Annotated in this window: 8 protein-coding genes; 7 read left to right on the top strand and 1 reads right to left on the bottom strand. The window is 50.3% G+C overall.

Annotated features, from left to right (window positions below):
- The first annotated feature begins 465 nt into the window (after positions 1-465).
- The gene (locus AC3WQT_RS27605; protein WP_492709031.1) at positions 466-900 is read left to right on the top strand and encodes a VOC family protein; all 435 of its coding nucleotides are present in this window, start codon (positions 466-468) and stop codon (positions 898-900) included.
- A gap of 77 nt (positions 901-977) precedes the next feature.
- Here the strand turns inward: AC3WQT_RS27605 and paaX are convergent, their stop codons facing one another.
- A complete protein-coding gene (gene paaX, locus AC3WQT_RS27600; protein ID WP_492709029.1) occupies positions 978-1,898 on the bottom strand; it encodes a phenylacetic acid degradation operon negative regulatory protein PaaX in 921 nt (306 codons plus the stop codon).
- Positions 1,899-2,095: 197 nt separating this feature from the next.
- Between paaX and paaA the strand changes: the two genes are divergently transcribed.
- From paaA to paaG, 6 genes are read left to right on the top strand one after another with little or no spacing between them, the layout of a single operon-like run.
- Positions 2,096-3,085 (top strand): 1,2-phenylacetyl-CoA epoxidase subunit PaaA, encoded by a 990-nt coding sequence (gene paaA / locus AC3WQT_RS27595; RefSeq protein ID WP_492709027.1) that lies wholly within the window; start codon positions 2,096-2,098, stop codon positions 3,083-3,085.
- 40 nt (positions 3,086-3,125) lie between these two features.
- Complete coding sequence (gene paaB, locus AC3WQT_RS27590; RefSeq protein ID WP_110252930.1) at positions 3,126-3,410, top strand: 1,2-phenylacetyl-CoA epoxidase subunit PaaB; 285 nt, start codon at positions 3,126-3,128, stop codon at positions 3,408-3,410.
- Between the two features lie 47 nt (positions 3,411-3,457).
- A complete protein-coding gene (gene paaC / locus AC3WQT_RS27585) occupies positions 3,458-4,237 on the top strand; it encodes a 1,2-phenylacetyl-CoA epoxidase subunit PaaC (protein WP_492709025.1) in 780 nt (259 codons plus the stop codon).
- Complete coding sequence (gene paaD / locus AC3WQT_RS27580) at positions 4,231-4,761, top strand: 1,2-phenylacetyl-CoA epoxidase subunit PaaD (protein WP_492709023.1); 531 nt, start codon at positions 4,231-4,233, stop codon at positions 4,759-4,761. Before paaC ends, paaD begins: the two co-directional genes overlap by 7 nt.
- A 33-nt stretch (positions 4,762-4,794) precedes the next feature.
- Positions 4,795-5,871: a 1,2-phenylacetyl-CoA epoxidase subunit PaaE gene (gene paaE / locus AC3WQT_RS27575; protein WP_492709021.1), complete on the top strand. Its 1,077-nt coding sequence runs from the start codon at positions 4,795-4,797 to the stop codon at positions 5,869-5,871.
- Positions 5,872-6,663: a 2-(1,2-epoxy-1,2-dihydrophenyl)acetyl-CoA isomerase PaaG gene (paaG, locus tag AC3WQT_RS27570; protein ID WP_492709019.1), complete on the top strand. Its 792-nt coding sequence runs from the start codon at positions 5,872-5,874 to the stop codon at positions 6,661-6,663.
- The last annotated feature ends 24 nt before the right edge of the window (positions 6,664-6,687 follow it).

The raw sequence follows: 6,687 nt of genomic DNA, 5'->3' as shown, positions 1-6,687 counted from the left end.
TTCTAACCTGAGCGGATGACTGCCCGCATCGTCAGTATTAGCAGCAAAGTTGCAGTTCAGGTCTTGGCATCTACATGTACGCATTTCAGCATGAAAACTTAGCATCGTCACTCCTACGAAGGCAGGAGCACCGCGGCGTTCGTCGATATACAGAAAGGCAGGCCTGGGTATTTGTATTAATTCTCGACTTCTTCATTGATTTATACATGATCATTTTTTGAATAACTACTACTTGAGTATCATTTCCCTTAGGCATGAATCTCTTGTATCGATTTACCGTGAATAGCCATCGGTGTGTTTATTGAATAATTTGATTGAGTTTGTATTCGCAAATGCCAGGTCTGGAAGAGTCAATGACATTTTTATGATAACTTCTAGTGTGACGCTTAATAGCCTGTATTGTTAACTCGTCATGGATCAAGTGCGACGGATATGTACATCAGCAATTAGAAGAAGAGCAAGATTATGACAATTAAACGCATGGACAACATCCTCATCGTTGTTGATGACCTCGAAGCTGTCAAAGCCTTCTTCATTACGCTTGGCCTCAAACTTGAAGGGGAGACGACAGTCGAAGGGCCCTTGATAGCTAGCCTGATCGGTCTAAAGGATGTTCGTGCGACTCTCGCAATGATGCGGACTCCCGACGGACAAGGAATTGAGCTGGATAAATTCCACACGCCGGATGCGATCAGGTTTGGGCCGGTGGATGTGCCGGTAAACACACTGGGCTTGCGTCGTATCATGTTCGCCGTTGATGGCATCGGTGATGTCGTTGCACGCATGCTTGCACACGGCGCAGAGCTGATTGGCGAAATGCAGTATGAGAATACGTATAGCCTGGCTTACATTCGGGGCCCCGAGGGCATCATTGTTGCGCTCGCCGAGCAGCTAGCCTAAGGTGGGCTATATGCTTCAACGCTCACATAGCTTTCAATACTGTATAAACTAATATGGCATAAAACAGATCTGCGGCTTCAAAAGAGTCCTCCAAACCTTTCCTGTAAACTCAAGCTACTATCTTGTCGATGTTCAGGATCCAATGCCTGGCTCAATAAATTTTCTGCTGGCCGGAAACAAGCCCGGTACAGGTCTCGACAAAGCCGGTAAGCTTCATCACCCAGCCAACCTTCAGGTCGCAAACTGCTCGGTAAGTTTGGATCGTGCAGTTGGGTACGACGAAAGCTGTGTATCAACAAACTGCGAATAACAAAGGCAGCATGTTCAGGAAGAGCTTGTCCTTGCACCAGCTTTTTTAACGGTGAGAATGCTTCAATAAAATTCTTGTAGGCGACATTCACCTCATCGAGTTGCCAGTGGCTGGCAATGAGCGATGGTAGCGGGCGGGCATCTGGCAGGTTCAAATCGCTGGCACGGCACACCGTGCATAATCCGGCGAAGCCATTACGTCCTAGTACATTTTGCAAGGCTGCAGTATCTGCTTGTGGATGCGCAAATACTCCGGCATTAATCATGCGAAAACCTTCCCACAGCAATTCTTTTTTCAGGCTGGCTTTGTTGCCGGTGGATGTGTCGTCACCGCTCATGATGACCAGTGTCCAGTAATGATCCCATTTGCCTGTTTGCGGTACGTACACACGCTTGTAGGCATGCTGAAACCTGGCATAGCTTGCAGTTGCCAGCTGGTAAGTGCTGCGCCGGCCATCCCGTTTGGCTTCCAGCCAGCCTTCTTCGGCCAGCCTGAACACGCTGGTGCGTACTAATCTGTCATTAATGCCAAAATGACTCATTAATGAGATTAAACTACCTAGCCATATCGTACCGCCATGCGGGGCAATGGCATCGCCAAATACCGTCATTACCAGGGATTTTGCCCTTGGCGGATTATTGGTTAGTTGCTGGTCTATCCAGGTTTGGATGGCAGTGCTGGTCTGCATGCGGCTGTGTAAGTGGTTGTATGTGAGTATTGGTTGTTGTCCAGATTTTACCTATGGTGTAGCTAATGGGGGGTAAATCCCTCAAAAAATTAAAATGATACAAAAAAACTTCAACATCAATAAAAACTGTATCATATAATTGTTTGACGCAGATCAATCTTCCATGTTCGCATCTTCAGGATGCCAAGGAGTGTTTCATGTATGCACAATTAGTCGAGACCGGCTTGAGCAAGCTCAAAACTGCAGAAGAGTTGAGCGATGCCGAGCGTGCTTTCCAGGAGCGCATTGATGCCGGTATCCGTATTGAAGCCAAAGACTGGATGCCGGATGCCTACAGAAAAACCCTGATACGGCAAATCTCCCAACATGCGCATTCCGAAATCGTTGGCCAACTGCCAGAAGGTAACTGGGTTACCCGAGCACCTACTTTAAAACGCAAAGCCATCTTGCTGGCAAAAATCCAGGATGAGGCAGGGCATGGTCTGTATCTTTACAGCGCTGCCGAAACCCTGGGTGTGTCACGCGATGAGCTGTTGGCCGACCTGCATTCCGGTAAAGCCAAGTATTCTAGCATCTTCAATTATCCGACCTTGAGTTGGGCTGATATGGGTGCGATAGGCTGGCTGGTCGACGGTTCAGCCATCATCAACCAGATACCTTTGTGCCGCTGTTCTTACGGTCCATATTCACGTGCCATGATACGCGTCTGCAAGGAAGAATCCTTCCATGCGCGCCAGGGTTACGACATCATGATGACCTTGTGCCGTGGCACAGCAGAACAAAAAGCCATGGCGCAAGATGCATTGAATCGTTACTGGTGGCCAGCGCTGATGATGTTTGGCCCGTCAGATGCAGCATCGGTGAATAGTGCGCAATCAGCGCAATGGCGTATCAAGCTTTTTTCCAATGACGAGTTGCGCCAGCGCATGGTGGACCAGACCGTGCCACAGATTGAATACCTGGGCCTGCAACTGCCTGATCCCGCCATCAAATGGAATGAAGAACGCGGCCATTATGATTTTGGTGAAATCAACTGGGAAGAGTTTTACCAGGTCCTGAAAGGCAATGGCCCCTGCAACCGTGAACGGCTGCGTACCCGTGTCAAAGCCTACGACGACGGCGCATGGTTCCGTGATGCTTTGCAGGCGCATGCCGACAAGCAGCAAGAAAATAAGAAAAGCGCATAAATATGTACATAAAAAGAAATAAGGCAGCAGGAGACAGATCATGAGCAAAGAATGGCCCTTGTGGGAAGTATTCATACGCAGCCAGCATGGTCTGGCGCACAAGCATGTAGGTAGCCTGCATGCGCCAGATGCAGAGATGGCGATCAACCACGCGCGTGATGTGTACACACGTCGCAATGAAGGCGTCAGCATCTGGGTGGCAAGAGCAGGTGACATTTTTGCCAGCAGCCCCGGCGACAAGGAAGCTTTGTTTGAGCCATCAAACAGCAAGGTATATCGTCATCCGACTTTCTTCCCCATGCCCGATGAAGTCAAGAATCTGTAATTGAACTCTTTCTATACATCGTAGTTAAATAATTCTGGAGAATTGAGATGTCAGAGAATGAGTTCAATCATAAGCTCAATGAGAAGTTCAGCCATGTTTTGCGTCTGGCAGATAATGTCATGATACTCAGCCAGCGCCTGTCGCAATGGTGCGGCAAGGGGCCAGCGTTGGAAGAAGATATGGCATTGACTAATGTGGCGCTGGATTTGATAGGGCAGGCCAGATTGTGGTACGCCTATGCCGCAGAACTGGAAGACAAAGGACGCACAGAAGACGACCTGGCTTTCTTGCGTGATGCCCACGACTTCCATAATTTTCTATTGCTCGAACAACCAAATGGTACTTATGCCGATACCCTGATGCGGCAATTCCTGTTTGATACCTGGCACTACCATTATCTGCAAGCGTTGAAACAATCTACTGATCAACAGATTGCCGCCATCGCAGAAAAATCACTGAAAGAGGTCACTTACCATTTGCGTCGCAGCAGCGACCTGGTGGTACGTCTGGGTGATGGTACTGAATTGAGCCAGAAAATGATGCAAGCGGCACTGGAAGAATTGTGGCGCTTCACTGGCGAAATGTTCATGGATGATGAGCTCGATGTCGCCATGCACGCGGTGGGCATGGCACCTTTGCCTTCAGATTTGAAAGCCGCCTGGGATATCCATCTTGCCGATGTCATGAATGCTGCCACTTTGCGGCTGCCCGACGCCAATAGCTGGATGCAAAAGGGGGGCAAGCAAGGTGTGCATACTGAACATATGGGTTACCTGCTGGCAGAAATGCAGTTTTTGCAGCGTGCCTATCCGGGGGCGCAATGGTAGCTTCTGCCATGGACTATGTGCAAAATCCACCTGCCAGTACAGGGCAGATCTGGCAATGGCTGGGGGAAGTCAGTGACCCTGAAATCCCGGTCATTTCGGTGACGGACCTGGGTATTATCCGCGCAGTGGAATGGCAGGGGGGCGAGTGTGTCATCACGATTACCCCCACTTATTCCGGGTGCCCAGCCATGGATGTGATTGCCGAAGAAATAGTCAAGGCATTGCAGGCGCATGGCATCAAGCCGCCCAGCATTGTTTATCAATTGTCACCCGCCTGGAGTACTGACTGGATGACAGAAGCAGGCAGGCAAAAGCTCAGCGGCTATGGCATCGCGCCGCCACAGCAACAGGTGGTGGATATCTCATCTATACAACGTTATCGCGAAGTACAGCCAGCCATCGCTTGCCCGCAATGTGGTTCTGTCGATACTCAACTGGTCAGCCAGTTTGGATCAACTGCCTGCAAGGCTCTGTATAAATGCCGGGCTTGTCTGGAGCCTTTTGATTACTTCAAACCGCACTGAGCGAATAATAAGAATAAAAGGAGACGACAATACATGAGCAAATTTTACCCACTGACAGTCAGCCAGATACAGCCAGAAACCCGCGATGCCGTGGTCTTGAGTTTTGCCGTGCCAGCTGATCTGCAGGCGCAGTTTGCCTATCGTGAAGGACAGCATCTGACCTTGCGTGCCAAGATAGCGGGCGAGGATGTACGGCGCTCGTACTCAATTTGTTCTGCTGTCCAGGATGGGCAATTGCGGGTTGCCATTAAGCGCGTGCAGGGTGGTGCATTTTCCAACTGGGTGCATGACAGCTTGCGCACAGGCATGGATATCGAAGTCATGCCTGCCATGGGGCATTTCAATCTGCCGCTGGCTGTTGAACATGAAAAGCACTATCTGGCATTTGCAGCGGGCAGTGGCATCACGCCTTTGCTGTCCATCATCAAGACTGCACTACAGACAGAACCACACAGCAAATTTACCCTGGTGTATGGCAACCGGGCATCATCTACAGTCATGTTCAAGGAAGAACTGGCAGCGTTGAAAGACAGCTATTTGCAACGCCTGAACCTGATCTACATCATGAGCCGTGAGCAGCAGGATATAGATTTGTTTAATGGCCGCATCACTGCTGAGAAATGCCTGAATCTGTTTGATCGGTGGATACGCATAGACGACATGGATGCCGCCTTCATCTGCGGGCCGGAAGAAATGATGCATGCCGTCAGCGCTGCCTTGCAACAGCGTGGCATGCCCAAGGAGCATATTAAAGTCGAATTGTTTGCCGCCAGCATACCGGCGCACCGGCATGTCGCCAGCGCCAAGCCTTTGCCAGGCAAGTCATCCTGTGCCGTGACGATTATCATGGATGGTCATCACACCCATTTCGACATGGAAAAAGACAAGGAATCTGTACTGGATGCCGCCCTGAAGCTGGGGCATGATATGCGTTATTCCTGCAAGGGCGGTGTTTGTTCTACCTGTCGTTCCAAAGTCGTGGAAGGCAAGGTCGATATGGACAGGAATTACGCCCTCGAAGATTATGAAGTGGCACGTGGATTCGTGCTGACCTGCCAGAGTTTCCCGGTCAGCGATACCCTGACCCTGGATTTTGATAGCGAGAATTGAATGGACTATTCCCACATCCTGTTTCACATCAGTGAGGGCATTGCCCACCTGACCCTGAACCGCCCTGAAAAACTCAATAGTTTTAACGTTGCCATGCATCTGGAAATACAGGATGCACTGGCCACCTTGCGGGCTGATGCTTCAGTGCGCGTCATGGTATTAACCGGTGCCGGGCGCGGCTTTTGCGCAGGCCAGGATTTATCTGATCGTGCAGTCAGTGCCGATGGCGCACCACCTGATTTGGGCGCATCTGTAGAAAAATACTATGCGCCTTTGGTACTGGCCTTGCGCGCCTTGCCCATCCCGGTTATTTGCGCAGTGAATGGTGTAGCAGCCGGTGCCGGTGCCAACCTGCCTCTGGCCTGCGATATCGTATTGGCTGCACGTTCAGCCAGTTTTGTTGAAGTCTTTTGCAAGCTGGGTCTGATACCAGATACTGGCGGCACTTATTTCTTGCCACGTGCCCTTGGTACTGCCAGAGCCATGGGCGCAGCCATGTTGGGTGGCAAAATCAGTGCTGAGCAGGCAGAGCAATGGGGCCTGATCTGGAAGTGTGTGGATGATGATCAATTGCAGGCTGAAGCCATGGCTTTGGCCACACATTTTGCGTCTGCTCCGACCAAGGGTTTGGCTTTCACCAAGCAGGCAATCTATGCCAGCCCGCAACATACTCTGGAACAGCAATTGATATTGGAAACCAATATGATGCGTGAACTGGGGCAAAGCCAGGACTATCGTGAAGGTGTAGCTGCATTTGTAGAGAAGCGCGCACCAAAGTTTGTTGGCAAGTAAGTTTGATCGGCATAAGGAAAAGCA

The sequence above is a fragment of the Undibacterium sp. FW305-107 genome (assembly GCF_058788535.1).
This window is presented reverse-complemented; position numbering and strand designations above follow the sequence as displayed.